An 18129-nucleotide genomic window follows, 5' to 3' on the forward strand; every position below is an offset into this window, starting at 1 on the left:
CCGATCCACCTTCGCGGCTCGGGGTGATCGCCAGCGGTGGATGGAAGAGCGCCATCCACCCTACGCCTTGCTCAGGTTCGGCTTAACGGGAACAACAGGTCGATGAAGCGCTCCGCCGTGGGTTGCGGCTGGTGGTTGGCCAGGCCCACCCGCTCGTTGGCTTCGATCAGTACGTAGTCCGGCTGGTCGGCGGCGGACACCAGCAGGTCCAGGCCCACCACCGGGATATCCAGGGTCCGCGCGGCGAGGATCGAGGCTTCGGCCAGTGCGGGGTGAAGGTTCACGGTGACATCCTCGAGCACGCCGCCCGTGTGCAGGTTGGCCGTACGCCGCACCGCCAGGCGGGTGCCGATGGGCAGCACATCGTCATAGCCGTAGCCGGCGGCCCGCAGGGTGCGCTCGGTCTCGCCGTCCAGGGGAATGCGGCTCTCGCCGTCGGTGGCGGCCTGGCGCCGGAGGCTCTGGCGTTCGATCAGCTGACGCAGGGTGCGCTGGCCATCGCCCACCACTTCGGCCGGGCGGCGAATGGCGGCGGCCACCACCTCGAAGTTGATCACCACCACCCGCAGGTCCAGACCCAGGTGGCAGCTTTCCAGCAGCACCCGGCTGTCGAAGTGCTCGGCATTGGCGATGGCGGTCTGCACGTCTTCCATGTTCTCCAGGCCCACGGCCACCCCTTGGCCCTGTTCGCCATTGACCGGCTTGACTACAAGACTGCCGTGCTCGGCGAGGAAGGCGGCGTTGGTCGCGTCGCTGCCCGCCAGGCGCTGGGCCGGTTGGCGGATGCCCACGCGGGCCAGCGCCCGGTGGGTCAGTTGCTTGTCCTGGCAGAGGGTCATGCTCACCGCGCTGGTGAGGTCGCAGAGGGACTCCCGGCAGCGAATGTGCCGGCCGCCCTGGCTGAGGCTGAACAGCCCGCCCTCGGCATCGTCCACCTGGACCTCGATGCCGCGCCGCAGGGCTTCGTCGACGATGATGCGGGCATAGGGGTTGAGGGACTGCTCCGGGCCCGGGCCGAGGAACAGGGTCTGGTTGATGCTGTTCTTGCGCTTCACCGCGAAGGTGGCCAGGTCGCGGAACCCCAGCTTGGCGTAGAGCGACTTGGCCTGGCGGTTGTCATGCAGGACCGAGAGGTCGAGGTAGTTCAGGCCACGGCCCATGAAGTGCTCCACCAGGTGGCGCACCAGGGCCTCGCCCACGCCGGGCCGGCTGCACTGCGGGTCCACCGCCAGGCACCAGAGGCTGGAACCGCCTTCCGGGTCGTCGAAGGCCTTCTGGTGGTTGAGGCCCATCACCGCGCCTATCACCTGGCCGTCGCGCTCGTCCTCGGCCAGCCAGTACACCGGCCCGCCCAGGTGGCGCGGGGTGATGGCCGCCTGGTCCACGGGCAGCATGTCGCGGCAGCGGTAGAGCTGGTTCACCGCCTGCCAGTCGGCGTCGCTCAGGGCGCGGCGGATGCGGAAGCCTCGGAAGGCCCGGCGCGCCGGACGGTAGTCGGGGAAGCGCAGGCGCAGGGTATCGGAGGGGTCGAGGAACAGCTGTTGCGGCGCCTGGGCCAGCACCTGCTGGGGAGCAGCGACATACAGGGCGATATCGCGTTTGCCCGGCTGCTCGGCCAGCAGTTCGCGGGCCAGGCTCTCCGGGTCGGGAAAGGTGTGGCCGAGGAGCAGGCGGCCCCAGCCGCAGTGGAGTATCTGCGGCGCATCGTGGGGGGGCTGGTGTCCTTCGGCCAGGCGCGCTTGCAGGCGCTGGTAGGACGGCGCCTGGCCGCGCAACAGACGCTGGCCGTGCAGGGTATGGGCTTTCATGGCATCAGAGTCCCTGTTGATTGAGCCAGAGGTTGAGGGCGGCCATCTGCCAGAGCTTGGAACCCCGCAGCGGGGTGATGTCCTCCGCCGGGCTGGCCAGCAGACGCTCGAGCATGGCGGGCTGGAACAGGCCGCGATCCTGGCTCGGATCCAGCAGCAATTCGCTCACCCAGTCACGGGTGCGTCCTTGCAGGTGCTTGAGGCCGGGTACCGGGAAGTAGCCCTTGGGGCGGTCGATCACGGCGTGGGGGATCACCTGGCGCGCGGCGGCCTTGAGTACCGCCTTGCCACCGTCGCCGAGCTTGAAGCGCGAGGGGATGCGCGCCGAAAGCTCCGCCACCCGGTAGTCGAGGAACGGCACCCGCGCTTCCAGGCCCCAGGCCATGGTCATGTTGTCGACCCGCTTCACCGGGTCGTCCACCAGCATCACGGTGCTGTCCAGGCGCAGGGCCTTGTCCACCGGGTCCAGGGCGCCGGGCCGCTCGAAGTGCTGGCGGACGAAGTCGCCGGCCAGGTCGTCGGCCAGCCAGGCCGGCTGCACCGTGGCCTGGTATTCGGTGTGGCCGCGGTCGAAGAAGGCCGTGCGGTAGCTGTTGAAGGGGTCCGTGGTTTCGGCCAGCGGCGGATACCAGTGATAGCCGCCGAACAGCTCATCGGCGCCCTGGCCGCTCTGCACCACCTTGCAGTGCCTGGAGACCTCGCGGGAGAGCAGGTAGAAGGCGATGCAGTCGTGGCTGACCATCGGCTCGCTCATGGCGGCGAAGGCGGCGGGCAACTGCTCCAGCACCTCGCGCTCGTCGATGCGCAGCTGTTGGTGGCGGGTGCCGTAGTGCTGGGCGATCAGGTCGGAGAACTCGAACTCGTCACCGCGCTCGCCGCCGGCATCCTGGAAGCCGATGGAGAAGGTCGCCAGTTGCTCGACGCCGGTTTCCGCCAGCAGGCCCACCAGCAGGCTGGAGTCCACCCCGCCGGAGAGCAGCACGCCCACTTCCCGGGCGGCGCGCTGACGGATCGCCACCGCATCGCGCAGGCCGCCCAGCAGCAGGTCGCGCCAGTCTTCCAGGCCGAGGGTCTGCTCGTCGTCGCGCGGGCCGTATTCCAGCTTCCACCAGGTGCCCTGGCTGCAGTTGCCGTCGGCGTCGATCTGCATCCAGCTGGCCGGCGGCAGCTTCTCCACACCCTTGACCAGAGTGCGCGGTGCCGGCACCACGGCGTGGAAGTTGAGGTAGAAGTTCAGGGCCTGGGCATCCAGCTCGCCGTCCAGGTCGCCGCCCTGGAGCAGGGCTGGCAAGCTGGAAGCGAAGCGCAGGCGTTTGCCGGTGCGCGACAGGTACAGCGGCTTGATGCCGAGGCGGTCGCGGGCGAGGAACAGGCGGTGGCTGTCACGTTCCCAGATGGCCAGGGCGAACATACCGTTGAGTTTGGGCAGCATGTCCTTGCCCCAGGCATGCCAGGCTTTGAGCAGCACCTCGGTGTCACCGTCGGAGTGGAAGCGGTAACCCAGGGCGAGCAGTTCCTTGCGCAGTTCGGGGTAGTTGTAGATGGCGCCGTTGAACACCATGGCCAGCCCCAGTTCGGGGTCCAGCATGGGCTGCCCGGAGGCGTCGGCCAGGTCCATGATCTTCAGCCGTCGATGGCCCAGGGCGATCGGTCCCTGGCTGTGCAGGCCCCAGGCGTCTGGGCCACGGGGTGCCAAATGGTGGGTGATTCTATCGAGGGCGGCCAGGTCGGCCGGTTGTTTGTCGAAACGCAGTTCTCCAGAAATGCCGCACATAAGTCCTTACCGGTGTTGCCGTTGGGGAGTTCGTGCCACTCATTAAAAAGTGGCACTAAGGGGTCCGACCCCCGTGCACTTCCGTGAGTTTTATATCGATTGGTTATATCAGTGTCAGCTGATCAGTTTCTGCACGGCGAGAGAAAGGCTCACGGCCACCAGCATCAGGGCGAACAGGCGCTGCAGGGTGGCGCCCTTCAGACGGGTGGCCCAGCGACCGCCGCAGAGCACGCCGAAGGCGCCGCCGGCGGCCAGGCCCCCGAGCAGCGACATGGGCGGCTGGGCGCCGCTGAGGTAGATCAGGAAGCCGCCGCCGGAGACCAGGGCGATCACCGCCATGGAAGTCGCGGTGGCGGCCAGCATTGACAGCGGGGTGAACCAGAGCAGCGCCGGCACCACCAGGAAGCCGCCGCCCACCCCCATCAACCCGGAGAACAGCCCCACGCCGGCGCCGATGACCACCAGCGGCGCGCTGCGCACCGGGCCGTCGTGGCTTTTTGGTAGGTTGGCGCCGCGCCACATGCGCCAGGCCGACCAGAGCACCAGCAGGCAGAAGCCCAGGATCAGTGCGGACTCCGGGATGAAGCGCCCCAACCACTGGCCGACGGCATTGCCGGGCAGGCCGGCGATGGCCAGCAGCAGCACGGGGCGCCAGGCCACCATGCGCTGGAGGATGCGCGGCACGGCGCCCACGGCGGCGGACAGGGCCACGGCGCCCAGACTCACGCCGATGGCATCGCGCAGGGGCAGGTGCAGGCTGAGCAGCAGCGGCAGGGCCACCAGGGAACCGCCGGCGCCGGTCAGGCCCAGCAGCAGGCCGAGGACGGTGCCGATGGCCAGGGCTTCGAGCAGCAACGGGTCCATGGTCAGGCGCTCTGGCCGCGGATCAGGCGGCGCAAGGCGAAGCGGTTGGGATGGCAGGCCTCCGCCACCGCGCGCGGCACCGGCAGTGGTTCGTCATCGAGCCAGGCGGCCAGCAGCTCGCCGGACAGCGGCGCGGTGATCAGCCCGCGCGAGCCATGGGCGCTGTTCACATAGAGGCCGTCGAACCAGGGCGCCGGCACTTCCGGCACCTGGCGCGCGTCCTTGGCCAGCACCGCGTAGGCCTCGGCGAAGGCCTCGGGGTCGGCCAGGGGGCCGACTATCGGCAGGTAGTCCGGGGTGGTGCAGCGGAAGGCCGCACGCCCTTGCAACTGCTCCGGCGCCAGTTCGGCGACGCCCAGGCGCTGGGCCAGGTCTGTGGATATCTCTTCCAGCAGTTCGAGGTTGCCGGCGTGTTCGGCGGCGGTGGGCTCCAGGTCGTCGTTGTGGAAATCGAAACTGGCCCCCAGGGTGTGTTCACCCTCGCGCGGTGGCGCCACGTAGCCCTCGGCGCAGAGCACGGTAGCGAGCCCCGCGCTTTGCGCGGTCGCCGGCAGGCGGCTGATCTGTCCACGAATGCGTTTCTGCTGCAGCCCGGCGGTCTGCGGGAAGCGCAGCACCTCGGCGGCGCCGGCCAGCACCACCACCGGCGCGCTGGCGAGGGTCTGGTCGGCGGCGCGGGCCTGCCAGAGGTCGCCTTCGCGGCGCAGTTCCAGCGCTTCGCGGTGGGTGACCAGGCGGATGTTCGGGTGCCCGGCCAGCAGGCCGCAGAGGGCCGGCGGGTGGACCCAGCCGGCTTGCGGGTAGTACAGGCCGCCGGCGGGCAGGGCGACGCCGGCCAGGGCTTCGGCGTCGGCCTGGTCCAGCTGGTGCAGCAGGTCGGCGGGGAAGGCCTCGGCCAGCTTGGCCTGGCGCTGCGCCTCCTTGGCGTCGAAGGCCAGTTGCAGCACGCCGCAGGCCTGCCAGTCGCGGCCTTGCTCCAATCGCTGGAGCAGGCGGCGGGTATGGCCGAAGCCACTGAGGATCAACCGTGAGAGCGGCGTGCCATGGGCGGACAGCTTGAGGTAGAGCACTCCCTGCGGATTGCCGGAGGCCTCGCGGGCCGGTGCGTCGTGGCGCTCCAGCAGCGTCACCTGCCAGCCACGGGCGGCGAGGCTGGCCGCGCTGGCGCAACCGGCCAGGCCCGCGCCTATCACCAGGGCCTCGCGCCTGCCGGGGGTGAAGCGCGGCCGGGCGTACCAGGGCTTGGCCTCGTCGCCAGGCTCGCCGGTGAACAGGCCGCGGCTCATTTCCCACTTCTTGCCGAAGCCCGGGACGCGTTTGACGGCGAATCCCGCCTCCTTCAGCGCACGGCGTACGAAGCCGGCGGCGGTGAAGGTGGCCAGGCTGGCGCCGGGGCCGGACAGTCGCGCCAGCTGGGCGAAGAGGGCGGGGCTCCACATGTCCGGGTTCTTCGCCGGGGCGAAGCCGTCGAGGAACCAGGCGTCGATGCGGGCGTCCAGCTCCGGCAGGCAATCCAGGGCATCGCCCACCAGCAGGGTCAGCACCACGCGGCCGCCGGCCAGCTCCAGGCGCTGGAAGCCGGGGTGAATCGCCACGTACTGGTCGATCAGTTGCGCGGCCAGGGGCGCCAGGTCCGGCCAGAGGGCCAGGGCCCGCTGGAGGTCGTCGCGGGCAAGGGGGAATTTTTCCACGCTGACGAAATGCAGCCGGGCGTCACGGGGCGCGCACTGCTCGAACAACTGCCAGGCGCAGAGGAAGTTCAGTCCGGTGCCGAAGCCGGTTTCACCGATGACGAAGCGCCCGCCCGCCGGCAGCTCGGCGAAGCGCGGGGCCAGGTCGTTGCCGGCGATGAACACATGGTGGGTCTCGTCGATTCCCGAGGTGGGGGAGAAGTAGACGTCGTCGAACTCCCGCGACAGCGGTTGGCCCTGCTCGTCCCAGTCGAGCTGGGCGTGGTGGAAATCGGACATGGGGGTTCCCGTGGCAGCGAAGCGCGAATAGTAGCCGATCGGAGGCGGGGGCCAGCCTGTCTGTAGGAGCGATTTCAATCGCGATGGCGGAGGCGATGGGTATCGCTGGGCTCAACCCATCCTACGGGCTGGCTCTGATACGCAGGACAGACAGGTCCTTGGCCTTCCGCTACCTTTTCTCCAGTACGCCAAGGAGATCTGCATGTTCGAATCCGCTGAAATCGGCCATTCCATCGATAAGGACACCTACGAGAAGGCCGTGCTGGAACTACGCGAAGCCCTGCTCGAAGCGCAGTACGAGCTGAAGCAGCAGGCGCGCTTCCCGGTACTCATCCTGATCAACGGCATCGAAGGCGCCGGCAAGGGCGAGACGGTCAAGCTGCTCAACGAATGGATGGACCCGCGCCTGATCAACGTCGAGAGCTTTCTGCGCCCCACCGACGAAGAACTCGCACGACCGCCCCAGTGGCGCTTCTGGCGCAAGCTGCCGCCCAAGGGTCGCATCGGCATCTTCTTCGGCAACTGGTACAGCCAGATGCTCCATGCGCGGGTCGAGGGCGATATCAAGGATGCCCGCCTGGACCAGGCCATCCACGACGCCGAGAGCTTCGAACGCATGCTCTGCGACGAGGGCGCGCTGATCTTCAAGTTCTGGTTCCACCTGTCCAAGAAGCAGCTCAAGGAGCGTCTCAAGGCCCTGGAGAAGGACCCGCAGCGCAGCTGGCAGCTCAACCCGCTGGACTGGAAGCAGAGCCAGGTCTACGACCGTTTCGTGCGCTTCGGCGAACGGGTGCTGCGCCGCACCAGCCGCGATTACGCGCCCTGGTACGTGATCGAGGGTTTCGACGAGCGCTACCGCAGCCTCAGCGTCGGCCGCATCATCCTCGAAGGCCTGCAGGCCGCGCTCAAGCGCAATGGCCCGCCCGCGCCGCAGCCCCACGTGGCGCCGTTGATGTCGAGCCTGGACAACCTCGGCCTGCTGGGCAGCCTCGACCTCAGCCTCACGCTGAGCAAGGACGACTACAAGCAGCAGATCGCCAGCGAGCGGGCGCGCCTGAACGGCTTGATGCGCGACCCGCGCATGCGCGGCCATGCGTTGATGGCGTTGTTCGAGGGCAATGACGCGGCCGGCAAGGGCGGGGCGATCCGCCGCGTGACCGATGCGCTGGACCCACGGCAGTACCGCATCGTGCCGATTGCCGCGCCCACCGAGGAAGAACGCGCCCAGCCCTATCTCTGGCGCTTCTGGCGGCACGTGCCGGGGCGCGGGCAGTTCACCATCTTCGATCGCTCCTGGTACGGCCGGGTGCTGGTGGAGCGGGTCGAGGGCTTCTGCTCCGAGGCCGATTGGCTGCGCGCCTACAGCGAGATCAACGACTACGAGGAACAGTTGCACAAGTACGGCATCGTCCTGGTGAAGTTCTGGATGTCCATCGACAAGGACACCCAGCTGGAGCGCTTCAAGGAGCGCGAGGCGGTGCCCTTCAAGCGCTACAAGATCACCGAGGAAGACTGGCGCAACCGCGACAAGTGGGACCTCTACGTCGACGCGGTGGAAGACATGGTCGACCGCACCAGTTCCGAGATCGCGCCCTGGACCCTGGTGGAGGCCAACGACAAGCGCTACGCGCGGGTGAAAGTCCTGCGCACCATCAACGAAGCGCTGGAGGCCGCGTTCAAGCAGAAGTGACCCGAGGGGATGGGCGCGCATACGCGGGATGAATGATCGTGGTGGGGCACCATAGCGCGGAACTATGCTCGTCCCACTTTCCCTCCCGACAAGAACGAGGTGCGTCATGCGTGAAGTGGTGATAGTCGACAGCGTGCGGACAGGCCTGGCCAAGTCCTTCCGTGGCAAGTTCAACATGACCCGGCCGGACGAAATGGCCGCCCACTGCGTGAACGCGCTGCTGGCGCGCAACGACCTCGACCCGGCCCTGGTGGACGATTGCGTGGTCGGCGCCGGCTCCAACGAAGGCGCCCAGGGCCACAACATCGGCCGCAACGTGGCGGTGCTGTCGGGCCTGGGCATCCAGGTCGCCGGCATGACCCTCAACCGCTACTGCTCCTCGGGCCTGCAGGCCATCGCCATCGCCGCCAACCAGATCGCCTCCGGTTGCAGCGACGTGATGGTGGCCGGCGGTGTCGAGTCCATCACCCTGACCCTGAAAAGCATCAACCAGGACAACTTCGTCAACCCGCGCCTGAAGCTCGAACACCCCGGCATCTACTACCCCATGGGCCAGACCGCCGAGATCGTCGCCCGTCGCTACAACGTCAGCCGCGAGGCCCAGGACCTCTACGCCCTGCAAAGCCAGCAGCGCATGGGCCGCGCCCAGGCGGCGAACCTGTTCGCCGACGAAATCGTGCCGATGGCGGTGAAGTACGCCGTCGAGGACAAGGCAACCGGCGAGAAGCAGATCCTCGACGGCGTGGTCGATCGCGACGACTGCAACCGCCCGGACACCACCCTGGAAGGCCTGGCCTCGCTCAAGCCGGTATTTGCCGAGGATGGCTCAGTGACCGCCGGCAACTCCTCGCAGCTCTCCGACGGCGCCTCCATGACCCTGCTGATGAGCCTGGACAAGGCCCTCGAACTGGGCCTCAAGCCGCTGGCGATCTTCCGTGGCTTCACCGTTGCCGGTTGCGAGCCGGACGAAATGGGCATCGGCCCGGTGTTCTCGGTGCCCAAGCTGCTGAAAGCGCGGGGCCTGACAGTCGACGACATCGACCTCTGGGAACTCAACGAAGCCTTCGCCTCGCAGTGCCTCTACGCCCGCGACTTCCTCGAGATCGACAACGAGCGCTACAACGTCAACGGCGGCTCCATCGCCATCGGCCACCCCTTCGGCATGACCGGCTCCCGCCAGGTTGGCCATGTGGTGCGTGAGCTGCAGCGCCGCAACAAGCGCTACGGCGTGGTCACCATGTGCGTGGGGGGCGGCATGGGCGCCACCGGCCTGTTCGAGGCCTATCGCTGAGGCCGGCCCGGATAAGAAAAAACCCGCGCCTGGCGCGGGTTTTTTCTTTGCGGGACATTCATCGGCCCCGCAAAGCGAGGAGGGCGTTGGACTGATGGATGCGGCGAATGTAGAGCGCGATCTCCCGGTTCGCATCCACCCGTGTGAAGAAGGGGCCTTCCAGGGTCCCTTCGCGGGTCGAGAAAAAGTATTGCCCATTCACGGCGCTGACTCGTTCACTGCGGTAATGAGTGCCTGGCGCCATGTCGCACGCGCGTCGACCGAACATCGGACCACCTCCAATTTCCACTGGCTATATCAGTCTAACCAGCGCCGACGGACGTGCTGCGGGGCTCGACGGGCGGCAGCCCGGCACGACAGATACAGTTGCCCCGGCGACGGGCCGGCAACTGTTCCTGTGCCCTGGCAAGCGCTGCTTCTAGAATGGCGTCTCTTCCCCGCCCGCTGCCAACTGTCGGGCTCCCCGCAGAGGTTCCCATGCACGTCTCCTCCGGCCGTTGGGTTTTCGGCCTGCTCCTCGCCCTGACCACGGCCGTGCTCTGGGGTGTCCTGCCTATCTGGCTGAAAGAAGTCCTGCAGACCATGGACCCGGTGACCGTCACCTGGTACCGGCTGGTAGTCGCGGGCTCGCTGCTGTTCCTCTACCTCGGCGCCAACCGCCGCCTGCCCGCCATCCGTCCCCTGGGCGCGCGCGGCCGCTGGCTGATCGTGGTGGCGGTGGCCGGCTTGACCGGCAACTATGTGTTCTACCTCATCGGCCTGAAGATGCTCAGCCCCGGCACCACCCAGCTGGTGATCCAGGTCGCGCCCATCCTCTTCCTGTTGAGCAGCCTGTTCGTCTTCAAGGAAAGCTTCAGCCTGGGGCAGGCCTTCGGCCTGGTGGTGACCATCCTCGGCTTCGGCCTGTTCTTCAACCAGCGCCTGGACGAACTGCTCACCTCCATGGGCCAGTACACCATCGGCGTGCTGGTGATCCTGCTGTCGGCATTCGTCTGGACCTTCTACGGCCTGGCGCAGAAACAGCTGCTCAGCCACTGGAGCTCGGCCCAGGTGATGATGGTGATCTACCTCGGCTGCGCCGCGTTGTTGACGCCCTGGGCCCATCCGCTGGAGCTGTTGTCCCTGAGCCCGCTGCAGGGTTGGCTGCTGCTGGCCTGCTGCCTGAACACCCTGGTGGCCTACGGCGCCTTCGCCGAGGCCCTGGCCCACTGGGAAGCCTCGCGGGTCAGCGCCACCCTGGCCATCACCCCGCTGGTGACCTTCGCCAGCGTCGCCCTGTGCGCCAGCCTCTGGCCGGACCATGTGCAACCGGAAGAGGTCAACGCCCTGGCCTACGCCGGCGCCGTGGTGGTGGTGCTGGGCTCGGCGCTCACCGCCCTGGCGCCGTCGCTGATGCGCAGCTGGCGCGCTCGCGCTGTTGCGTAGGATGGGTATCGCTTCGCTCAACCCATCCTACGACCTGACCCGTAGGTTGTGGCTGAGCTACGCGAAGCCCAATACTGTCTGCCAGGCCTGGACTGCGTGTGTTGGGTTTCGCTGCGCTCGCGGAACGCCGCCCGACCCAACCTACCAAGGATTGCGCATCACTCTGCGGGCCGAACCTGTGGGGGCGAATTCATTCGCCAAGGGCAGCGCAGCTGCCCCCGTCGAACCCCCTTAGCAGCGCGTCCCCAGGGTTTCCGCCTTGCGCAGCCAGCCCTGGCGTTGCTCCTCGGAGGACGGGCGCACCGGCGAGAACTCGGTGAGGCGGCGGGTCTTGATGCCGCAGTAGCCGAGGATGGCGCGGACCATCTGGCGATGGGCCGGCGCGCCGTAGATCCAGCGGAAGTACCAGGGCGGGGTATCCAGGGTTACCAGCAGGTCGGCGGTGCGCCCCGTCAGCAGCTTGTCCCAGGCCTGGGTCGACTGGTCGCGATAGCGGAAGGCGAAGCCGGGCAGGAAGACCCGGTCGAAGAAGCCCTTGAGCAGCGCCGGCAGGCCGCCCCACCAGACCGGATAGACGAACACCAGGTGCTCGGCCCAGTGGATCTGCCGCTGGGCCTCCAGCAGGTCGGGCTCCAGGTTCTGGCTCTGGTCGTAGCCTTCGCGCAGTACCGGGTCGAAGTGCATCTCCCCCAGCTTCAACAGGCGCACCACGTGCCCTTCACTGCGCGCACCCTGGGCGAAGGCCTCGCACAGGGCGTGGCACAGGCTGCCGCCCTTGGGCGTGCCGAGAATCAACAGGATGCGCTTGCCATCGCCCTCCAGGGGCGTGGCGCCATGCTTTGCCGCTTCAGCCATGGTGACCGGCTCCCAGCATGCTCTCCGGGCGTACCCAGGTGTCGAACTCTTCGTCGGTCAGGTAGCCCAGGGCCAGTGCCGCTGCGCGCAGCGTGGTGCCTTCGGCATAGGCCTTCTTGGCGATCTGCGCGGCCTTGTCGTAGCCGATGTGCGGGTTGAGCGCGGTCACCAGCATCAGGCCGCGTTCCAGGTGCTCGGCCATGCGTGCGGCGTCCGGCTCCATGCCGGCCACGCAGTGCTGCTGGAAGTTGCGGCAGCCGTCGCCGAGCAGGCGGATGGACTGCAGCAGGTTGTGCACGATCACCGGCTTGAACACGTTCAGTTGCAGGTGCCCCTGGCTCGCGGCGAAGCCGACGGTGGCGTCGTTGCCCATGACCTGGCAGGCCAGCATGGACAGCGCCTCGCATTGGGTAGGGTTGACCTTGCCGGGCATGATCGAGCTGCCCGGCTCGTTCGCCGGCAGGCGCACTTCGGCCAGGCCGCCACGGGGGCCGGAGCCCAGCAGGCGCAGGTCGTTGGCGATCTTCATCAGGGCTACGGCCAGGGTCTTGAGGGCGCCGGAGAGGTTCACCAGCGGCTCGTGGCCGGACAGGGCGGCGAACTTGTTCGGCGCCGAGACGAAATTCAGACCGGAGAGTGCCGCCAGTTCGGCGGCCATGGCATCGGCGAAGCCATCCGGTGCGTTGAGCCCGGTGCCCACGGCCGTGCCGCCCTGGGCCAGCTGCAGCACCATCGGCAGGGCGGCGCGGATGGCCTTGTCGGCGTAGTCGAGCTGGGCGACGAAGGCCGACAGCTCCTGGCCGAAGGTGATGGGGGTGGCGTCCATCATGTGGGTGCGACCGGTCTTCACCAGCTGGGAATGGCGCGCCGCCTGCTCGGCGAGGCCGCCAGACAGCTCGGCGATGGCCGGCAGCAGCTCGTGCTGCACGGCGCGGGCGATGGCGATGTGCATCGCGGTGGGGAAGCAGTCGTTGGAACTCTGGGCGAAGTTCACATGATCGTTGGGGTGCACCGGGCTCTTGCCGCCGCGATTGCCGGTGGCCAGTTCGTTGGCGCGGCCCGCGATCACCTCATTGACGTTCATGTTGCTCTGGGTGCCGCTGCCGGTCTGCCAGACCACCAGGGGGAACTGGCTGTCATGCTTGCCGGCCAGCACCTCGTCGGCGGCCTGCTCGATCAGGCGGGCGACATCCGGCGGCAGGTCGCCGTCGCGGCCGTTGACCCGCGCGGCGGCCTTCTTGATCAGGGCCAGGGCATGCACCAGGGCCAGCGGCATGCGCTCGGCGCCGATGGCGAAGTTTTCCAGCGAGCGTTGGGTCTGGGCGCCCCAATAGGCGTCGTCGGCAACCTCGACTGCTCCAAGGCTGTCAGTTTCAGTTCGGCTCATGTCGATGGGCTCCGGCTATTGATTCCGCAGTTTAGGCCGCATCCACGGCACTCGGTTCAACCGTTCGGGCAATTACCAGCGCGCGCGGGTGGCCCCCAGCCAGCCAAGGGCGTTGGTCACCGGCACGCATTCGCCGTCCGGGCTGCGCAGGGTGCCGTCGAAGTGGCCGAACCACTGCCGTGTATCGGCGTACAGCGGGCCGATGCGTGGGTTGGCCTGGTGCAGCTGGCTCGGGGTGAAGGTGAGTGCCACCTGGCGGCAGGCGGTGGAGAGTTGCCAGGGCGCCAGGGGATTGTTCGGCGCCTGCTCGATGCGTACCGGGCGATCGAGCTTGGCCAGGCGACCGCCGAACCAGAGGGCGTTCTCGGTCAGGCCGCTGGAATCGGTCCAGCCGGCGCCGAAGTTGCCGGCGATGCCGCCGGGCGCGGCGAAGGCGGCGCGGGTCCAGTGGCTGTTCCAGGGCCACACGCCACGGCCGAAGTCCAGGGCGGCGAAGCTCTGGCCCGTGGTGCAGTGGTACTGGCGCTCGCCCAGCTGCACGCAGCCGCTGGCGGGGAGGCCGAGCTGGCGGCTGCTGGCGTGGAAGCAGCGGCCGGGGAGGGGGGCGACCAGGTTCACCGAATCCAGGTGGGCGGGGCGCTGCACGTCCAGGGTGGCATGCAGCGGCTGGCCGCCGAGGTCCGGCGCTTCCACCCGCAGGGTCAGGCGGCCGGGCTGCTCCTCGATGCGGATCGACAGGCGTGGATGCTCGAAGCTGTGGCTCTCCATCGCGGTGTCGGGCAGCCGGCAGCCGAGGGCGAAGGGGCGCATCACCGTATGGGCGACGGCCTGGCCGCTATCCAGGTCGAGGAAGTAGGCGCCGCCGTAGCCCAGGTAATCGGCGTCGGCGACCGTCAGCGAGAGCATCCAGCGCGGGGTGGTGATGCACCAGTGGTTCCAGCGCTTGCGCCGACCCAGGTGGCCGGGGATGGCGTAGTTCAGCTTCGGCCGGTTCGACCAGCCGATCACGCCGGACGCCAGCTTGCCGCGGGCATCGCAGAGCGCGGGAATCCCCGGGGGCAGGGTGGAAATATGGCTATTCATCGGGCACGTCCATGTGTGTGCGAAGCCTGGTCATTGCTTGCGCGGGTTCTGCCTGCACGATTCAGCCGTGCTTGGCGGATATCCGCACAATGCCTGAGGAAGCCGGCTGCAATCCCATCGGTAAACCCGTCGATGGACGCGACTAGATTCCTAGCCTGCGAAGCATGCCCAGTGGGGGGAAGCATGAGCAAGTGATGGCACTTTGACAACTGCTCGATGGAGTGCGGCATTGCACATTTTCGCCATGGGGTTGTCGAAAAAAGCCGCCGCTTGAGCCTGTCGTCGCCTTGAGCGCAGAATGACCAGCCTCGGGGCAACCCCCCGCAATCGTGCCCAGACAAAGGATTCACAATGACCAAGCTTCGCGTTCTCTGCACCGCCGTCCTGCTGGCTTGCGCCAGTGGCCAGGTCCTGGCCGACGCCGCCAGCCATGCCGCCGATGCCGAGCGCTTCCTCAAGCTCGCCCGCGCCGACAAGCTGACCGTTCCGGTCTACGCCCAGGTGCAGCAGATGTTCGAACAGCGCTTCGAGCAGACCCAGGCCCCGGCCACCAAGAAAGCCACCCTGGAAACCTACCAGGCCAAGGCCAACGCCGCCCTGGACAAGGCCGTGGGCTGGGACAAGCTCAAGCCCGAACTGGTGAAGATCTACACCAGCAACTTCAGCGAGCAGGAACTGAAAGACCTGATCGCCTTCTACGAATCCCCCCTGGGCAAGAAAGTGCTGGAAAAGATGCCCTCCCTCACCCAGCAGTCCGCCCAGCTCACCCAGAGCCGCCTGGAAGCCGCCGTACCCGAGGTCAACAAGCTGCTCAGCGACATGACCACCGAACTGGCGCCCAAGGACCAGAAGAAGCAGTAAGCGGAGCGACCCATGTCCATGCGTGACCGTATCCTGACCGCCCTGGCGGCACTCGAACCGCAGCACCTCGAGGTGCTGGACGAGAGCCACATGCACAGCCGCGGCCTGGAAACCCACTACAAGGCGGTGATCGTCAGCCCGGAGTTCGCCGGGCTCAACGCCGTCAAGCGCCACCAGAAGGTCTACGCCTCCCTGGGCGAGCTGATGGGGCAGTTCCACGCCCTGGCCCTGCACACCTACACCCCCGAGGAGTGGGCCGCGCAAGGCGCCGCGCCGGATTCGCCGACCTGCAAGGGCGGCAGCCAGCACGATCACTGAATCCCTATGAATGGCGAACCGCCATGGCCCGCAAGGGGCCATGGCGGCTTGGCGCGCCTATTTGAAGTCGAACACAACGGTTGCCTGGCTGCTGAAGGGGCCGGGCTTGACACTGGGGCCTGTGCGGATGGGGTAAGCCGTCAGGTCGAACGCACTCTTCTGTCTACCCCTGCCTGCTTCGAACATCAGCGGAATTCTGTCCGCGTTCTCGTGCGAATCACCGGGCTTCACGGGCGCGATAGCCTTTTCGCCATTGAACAGCAGGATGGCGATGTCATCGCGTTCGTTTACCGCCAGGGCCTGCTTGTTGGTGATATGGGGCGTGCCTTCCAGGCTCAGGCTGGCCGTTACCAACTGGCCCATGCCTGAACACTGAATTTCAAAGCTTCTGGTTATTTTCTTGCCGGCCGGCGCTTCCGAGAGCGAGAGCTCCCCGTTGGCAATGCTGCCGAAGTTGATGATGTTGTTGGCGGATGAAAGTTGACAGCTTTGCGGCGTTACGATGCGACCGCTTAACCAGAACGACGCCACAACTGGAGTTGTCGAGGTGGGTGGTTGATCTGCGGCTACTTGCAGGTCGAAGACATGGGTTGGTGGAATGACTATCTCCCCGGCCATTGGCTGATCGATTTTCAGATATATCGAGAAATACATTCCCAAGGTGCGGTTAATGGTATAGAACCCCTGATTGCAAAACCCGGTGGCCCGCTCTATTGGGTTGATATAGTTGGTTAGTGGGAGCGGAGTTTGAGGGCTAATTCCAGTTAAAACACTAGATACTTGGACGGGTATGTTGCTTATCTGGTAAAATTGCAAGTTATAGCCATTGTGTACGGAAGTTTCGCCTTTTTCGAGTTTATGAACAGTTGTCCAGACTTCATTTGTGAGCGAGTCCCCGTTGCATACACATTTTATAGGTGCTTGCTCTCTTGGCGCCCAGTAAAGGCTCGACACAGTTCTCGAGGTGTCGTTAGTGAAGGTTACTGATTCATCCGCATTGTAGTTGAATTGAATACCGGCACCAGTTCCAGAGGCGCAGTCGCCTGCCCATGAATACCCCCATAGAGCAATGGTAACCAAGCTGGCCAGCTTCAGGCCAAGACGATAAAAAATATTCATCAGCATTTCCCGAGCGAAGAATGAATAAGGGTATTTTTCCTTTCGGCCAGACGAGTGGAGTTCGGCCTGGGCCTGTTTTTCATGTTTGAAAGGAAGTGTGGAGTTGCTCGGGAAGGGGGAGAGCGACGGAACTTTGAAAGCCTGATGGTCTGGCGAGAAAGTGTTCGGGAAAGCGCGGGTTTAATTGAATTATTTTTGCTTGAAGTGTTTATTTTACTTTGTGCAATCTGTATAATAACGCAATAACGCAATAACGCAATAACGCAATAACGCAATAACGCAATAACGCAATAACGCAATAACGCAATAACGCAATAACGCAATAACGCAATAACGCAATAACGCAATAACGCAATAACGCAATAACGCAATAACGCAATAACGCAATAACGCAAATGAAGTTTCGCCCGGCATGGTCGGGGGCGGGACTGTTGGCTTCATTCTGTGAAGGATCACTTCCATGGGGTGGACTCCATCCCGGTTGATAAGGGGCGGGCAGTCTGCCAAGCGTGGTTTCGTCCTGTCTGTCAGGCGCTTCCATGGTTTTGTGAGATTTATCCATTCATCTTGTGTGGACATTCGCGCGGGTCCGACCAGCGACCGCCTGAGACCTTTTCACGCAGTCCGTCTCCTCCAGCTTTTTGATAGAATCCGCCTCTGCGCCGGCCCAGCCGGCGCAGTCGTTTCTGTCACCCGGTCCGCCCTTTACGCGGGCGACCACTGGAGGAAGTACCCGCATGACCCAGATCGTTGTTGCGGCGCTGTACAAGTTCGTCACCCTGAAGGACTACGTTGCGCTGCGCGAACCCCTGCTCAAGACCATGCTCGACCACGGCGTTCGCGGCACCCTGCTGCTCGCCGAGGAAGGCATCAACGGCACCGTCTCCGGCACCCGCGAGGCCATCGACGCGTTGCTCGCCTGGCTCAAGGTCGACCCGCGCCTGGTGGACCTGGACCACAAGGAGTCCTACTGCCTCGATCAGCCCTTCTACCGCACCAAGGTCAAGCTGAAGAAGGAAATCGTCACCCTCGGCGTGCCCGGCGTGGACCCCAACCAGCAAGTGGGCACCTATGTCGAGCCCCAGGACTGGAACGCCCTGATCAGCGACCCCGAGGTGCTGCTGATCGACACCCGCAACGACTACGAAGTGGCCATCGGCACCTTCGAGGGCGCGGTGGACCCCAAGACCAAGTCGTTCCGCGATTTCCCCGAGTACATCAAGGCCCACTACGACCCGGCGGTGCACAAGAAGGTGGCGATGTTCTGCACCGGCGGCATCCGTTGCGAGAAAGCCTCCAGCTACATGCTGAACCAGGGCTTCGAGGAGGTGTTCCACCTCAAGGGCGGCATCCTCAAGTACCTGGAAGAGGTGCCCCAGGCGGAAACCCTGTGGCGCGGCGACTGCTTCGTCTTCGACAACCGCGTCACCGTGCGGCACGATCTCTCCGAGGGGGATTTCGACCAGTGCCACGCCTGTCGCAATCCGATTTCCGTGGAAGAGCGCCAATCCGAGCACTATTCCCCCGGCATCAGCTGCCCCCATTGCTGGGACAGCCTGAGCGAGAAGACCCGCGCCAGCGCCCGTGAACGGCAGAAGCAGATCGAGCTGGCCAAGGCCCGCAACCTGCCTCACCCCATCGGCCGCGACCCGCGCCAAGCCCTGGAGGACTGAGTTTGTCCAAT

The 18129-nt window shown here is 66.0% G+C and carries 15 protein-coding genes; 6 read left to right on the forward strand and 9 right to left on the reverse strand.

The features are described from left to right. Positions 1-71: 71 nt before the first annotated feature. The 4 genes from ngg to mnmC all read right to left on the reverse strand — a co-directional run bounded on the left by ngg (position 72) and on the right by mnmC (position 6416). Complete coding sequence (gene ngg / locus PCA10_RS06530; protein WP_016491247.1) at positions 72-1808, reverse strand: N-acetylglutaminylglutamine synthetase; 1737 nt, start codon at positions 1806-1808, stop codon at positions 72-74. A gap of 4 nt (positions 1809-1812) precedes the next feature. Beyond that, on the reverse strand, positions 1813-3582 hold the full coding sequence (locus PCA10_RS06535) for an N-acetylglutaminylglutamine amidotransferase (protein ID WP_016491248.1): 1770 nt from the start codon (positions 3580-3582) through the stop codon (positions 1813-1815). A 114-nt stretch (positions 3583-3696) separates the two neighbouring features. Next, positions 3697-4446, reverse strand: a complete 750-nt coding sequence (locus tag PCA10_RS06540; RefSeq protein ID WP_016491249.1) for a sulfite exporter TauE/SafE family protein — start codon at positions 4444-4446, stop codon at positions 3697-3699. 2 nt (positions 4447-4448) lie between these two features. Next, entirely contained in the window at positions 4449-6416 is a 1968-nt protein-coding gene (gene mnmC / locus PCA10_RS06545) for a bifunctional tRNA (5-methylaminomethyl-2-thiouridine)(34)-methyltransferase MnmC2/FAD-dependent 5-carboxymethylaminomethyl-2-thiouridine(34) oxidoreductase MnmC1 (protein ID WP_016491250.1), read from the reverse strand. A gap of 202 nt (positions 6417-6618) precedes the next feature. Here mnmC and pap point away from each other — a divergent pair, with 202 nt between their 5' ends. Continuing rightward, on the forward strand, positions 6619-8106 hold the full coding sequence (pap, locus tag PCA10_RS06550; protein WP_016491251.1) for a polyphosphate:AMP phosphotransferase: 1488 nt from the start codon (positions 6619-6621) through the stop codon (positions 8104-8106). A gap of 106 nt (positions 8107-8212) precedes the next feature. Further along, positions 8213-9397, forward strand: a complete 1185-nt coding sequence (locus PCA10_RS06555) for a thiolase family protein (RefSeq protein ID WP_016491252.1) — start codon at positions 8213-8215, stop codon at positions 9395-9397. 58 nt (positions 9398-9455) lie between these two features. On the opposite strand, the gene PCA10_RS30880 is transcribed toward PCA10_RS06555, so the two are convergent. Then, complete coding sequence (locus PCA10_RS30880) at positions 9456-9665, reverse strand: DUF6316 family protein (protein WP_016491253.1); 210 nt, start codon at positions 9663-9665, stop codon at positions 9456-9458. 209 nt (positions 9666-9874) lie between these two features. On the opposite strand from PCA10_RS30880, the gene PCA10_RS06565 reads away from it, so the two are divergent. Further along, positions 9875-10822: a DMT family transporter gene (locus PCA10_RS06565; RefSeq protein WP_016491254.1), complete on the forward strand. Its 948-nt coding sequence runs from the start codon at positions 9875-9877 to the stop codon at positions 10820-10822. Between the two features lie 231 nt (positions 10823-11053). Here PCA10_RS06565 and PCA10_RS06570 read toward each other — a convergent pair whose 3' ends face one another. The 3 genes from PCA10_RS06570 to PCA10_RS06580 all read right to left on the reverse strand — a co-directional run bounded on the left by PCA10_RS06570 (position 11054) and on the right by PCA10_RS06580 (position 14147). Beyond that, complete coding sequence (locus PCA10_RS06570) at positions 11054-11677, reverse strand: NAD(P)H-dependent oxidoreductase (RefSeq protein WP_016491256.1); 624 nt, start codon at positions 11675-11677, stop codon at positions 11054-11056. Further along, entirely contained in the window at positions 11670-13064 is a 1395-nt protein-coding gene (locus PCA10_RS06575; RefSeq protein WP_016491257.1) for a class II fumarate hydratase, read from the reverse strand. Before PCA10_RS06575 ends, PCA10_RS06570 begins: the two co-directional genes overlap by 8 nt. Before the next feature lie 72 nt (positions 13065-13136). Beyond that, on the reverse strand, positions 13137-14147 hold the full coding sequence (locus tag PCA10_RS06580; RefSeq protein ID WP_016491258.1) for a DUF2804 domain-containing protein: 1011 nt from the start codon (positions 14145-14147) through the stop codon (positions 13137-13139). 351 nt (positions 14148-14498) lie between these two features. On the opposite strand from PCA10_RS06580, the gene PCA10_RS06585 reads away from it, so the two are divergent. After that, the gene (locus PCA10_RS06585; protein WP_016491259.1) at positions 14499-15008 is read left to right on the forward strand and encodes a DUF2059 domain-containing protein; all 510 of its coding nucleotides are present in this window, start codon (positions 14499-14501) and stop codon (positions 15006-15008) included. Between the two features lie 12 nt (positions 15009-15020). After that, the gene (locus PCA10_RS06590; protein ID WP_016491260.1) at positions 15021-15326 is read left to right on the forward strand and encodes a BolA family protein; all 306 of its coding nucleotides are present in this window, start codon (positions 15021-15023) and stop codon (positions 15324-15326) included. Positions 15327-15383: 57 nt separating this feature from the next. On the opposite strand, the gene PCA10_RS29490 is transcribed toward PCA10_RS06590, so the two are convergent. Then, complete coding sequence (locus PCA10_RS29490; RefSeq protein ID WP_158491035.1) at positions 15384-16445, reverse strand: fimbrial protein; 1062 nt, start codon at positions 16443-16445, stop codon at positions 15384-15386. 737 nt (positions 16446-17182) lie between these two features. On the opposite strand from PCA10_RS29490, the gene trhO reads away from it, so the two are divergent. Beyond that, entirely contained in the window at positions 17183-18118 is a 936-nt protein-coding gene (gene trhO / locus PCA10_RS06600) for an oxygen-dependent tRNA uridine(34) hydroxylase TrhO (protein WP_016491262.1), read from the forward strand. Positions 18119-18129 lie beyond the last annotated feature (11 nt).

The organism is Pseudomonas resinovorans NBRC 106553, from assembly GCF_000412695.1.
Taxonomy (GTDB): domain Bacteria; phylum Pseudomonadota; class Gammaproteobacteria; order Pseudomonadales; family Pseudomonadaceae; genus Metapseudomonas; species Metapseudomonas resinovorans_A.

Coding starts and splice junctions, on each gene's coding strand:
- trhO (WP_016491262.1), top strand. CDS start 17,183: ATGACCCAGATCGTTGTTGCGGCGCTGTACAAGTTCGTCACCCTGAAG.
- mnmC (WP_016491250.1), bottom strand. CDS start 6,416: ATGTCCGATTTCCACCACGCCCAGCTCGACTGGGACGAGCAGGGCCAA.
- PCA10_RS30880 (WP_016491253.1), bottom strand. CDS start 9,665: ATGTTCGGTCGACGCGCGTGCGACATGGCGCCAGGCACTCATTACCGC.
- PCA10_RS06590 (WP_016491260.1), top strand. CDS start 15,021: ATGTCCATGCGTGACCGTATCCTGACCGCCCTGGCGGCACTCGAACCG.
- PCA10_RS06575 (WP_016491257.1), bottom strand. CDS start 13,064: ATGAGCCGAACTGAAACTGACAGCCTTGGAGCAGTCGAGGTTGCCGAC.
- PCA10_RS06535 (WP_016491248.1), bottom strand. CDS start 3,582: ATGTGCGGCATTTCTGGAGAACTGCGTTTCGACAAACAACCGGCCGAC.
- PCA10_RS06555 (WP_016491252.1), top strand. CDS start 8,213: ATGCGTGAAGTGGTGATAGTCGACAGCGTGCGGACAGGCCTGGCCAAG.
- PCA10_RS29490 (WP_158491035.1), bottom strand. CDS start 16,445: ATGAATATTTTTTATCGTCTTGGCCTGAAGCTGGCCAGCTTGGTTACC.
- PCA10_RS06540 (WP_016491249.1), bottom strand. CDS start 4,446: ATGGACCCGTTGCTGCTCGAAGCCCTGGCCATCGGCACCGTCCTCGGC.
- pap (WP_016491251.1), top strand. CDS start 6,619: ATGTTCGAATCCGCTGAAATCGGCCATTCCATCGATAAGGACACCTAC.
- PCA10_RS06585 (WP_016491259.1), top strand. CDS start 14,499: ATGACCAAGCTTCGCGTTCTCTGCACCGCCGTCCTGCTGGCTTGCGCC.
- PCA10_RS06565 (WP_016491254.1), top strand. CDS start 9,875: ATGCACGTCTCCTCCGGCCGTTGGGTTTTCGGCCTGCTCCTCGCCCTG.
- PCA10_RS06570 (WP_016491256.1), bottom strand. CDS start 11,677: ATGGCTGAAGCGGCAAAGCATGGCGCCACGCCCCTGGAGGGCGATGGC.
- PCA10_RS06580 (WP_016491258.1), bottom strand. CDS start 14,147: ATGAATAGCCATATTTCCACCCTGCCCCCGGGGATTCCCGCGCTCTGC.
- ngg (WP_016491247.1), bottom strand. CDS start 1,808: ATGAAAGCCCATACCCTGCACGGCCAGCGTCTGTTGCGCGGCCAGGCG.